General features: G+C 69.0%; 1 protein-coding gene. It reads right to left on the reverse strand.

The features are described 5' to 3' along the window. A partial coding sequence (locus tag RNB18_RS52625; protein ID WP_311721132.1) for an IclR family transcriptional regulator occupies positions 1–426 on the reverse strand: 426 nt, incomplete at both ends.

Here is a 426-nt window from a genome sequence, read left to right on the forward strand (position 1 = left end):
GCATCGGCGCCCCGGATGGGGGCGCCGATGCAGTTGATGGACTCCTCGTGGCCACCGACCTCGGTGGCCCAGCCCTGTTCGCGGACGACGGCCAGCTCCTTGAGGAAGGCGGCCGCGTTCGGCGTCGAACGGGACGTGTACATGGGGTAGTCGAGCTTCTCGGCGATCGCGCGCCGCTCGGGCTCGGTGAGGTCGGCCAGCAGCAGCTTTGCCACGGCCGCGACGGTGATCGCGACGGGCTTGCCGATCCGCGAGTACATCCGGACCGGGTAGCGGCTCACGACCTTGTCGATGTAGAGGACTTCCTGCTCCTCGTAGACGGCGAGGTGCACGGTGTGCCCGCACCGGTCGTTCAGCTCGACCAGGTGGGCGTGGGCGATCTCGCGTACGTCGAGGTTCTCCACGGCCTCCTGCGCGAGCGCGAAG

It is taken from the genome of Streptomyces doebereineriae, assembly GCF_031845645.1.
GTDB classification, from domain to species: Bacteria; Actinomycetota; Actinomycetes; order Streptomycetales; family Streptomycetaceae; genus Streptomyces; species Streptomyces canus.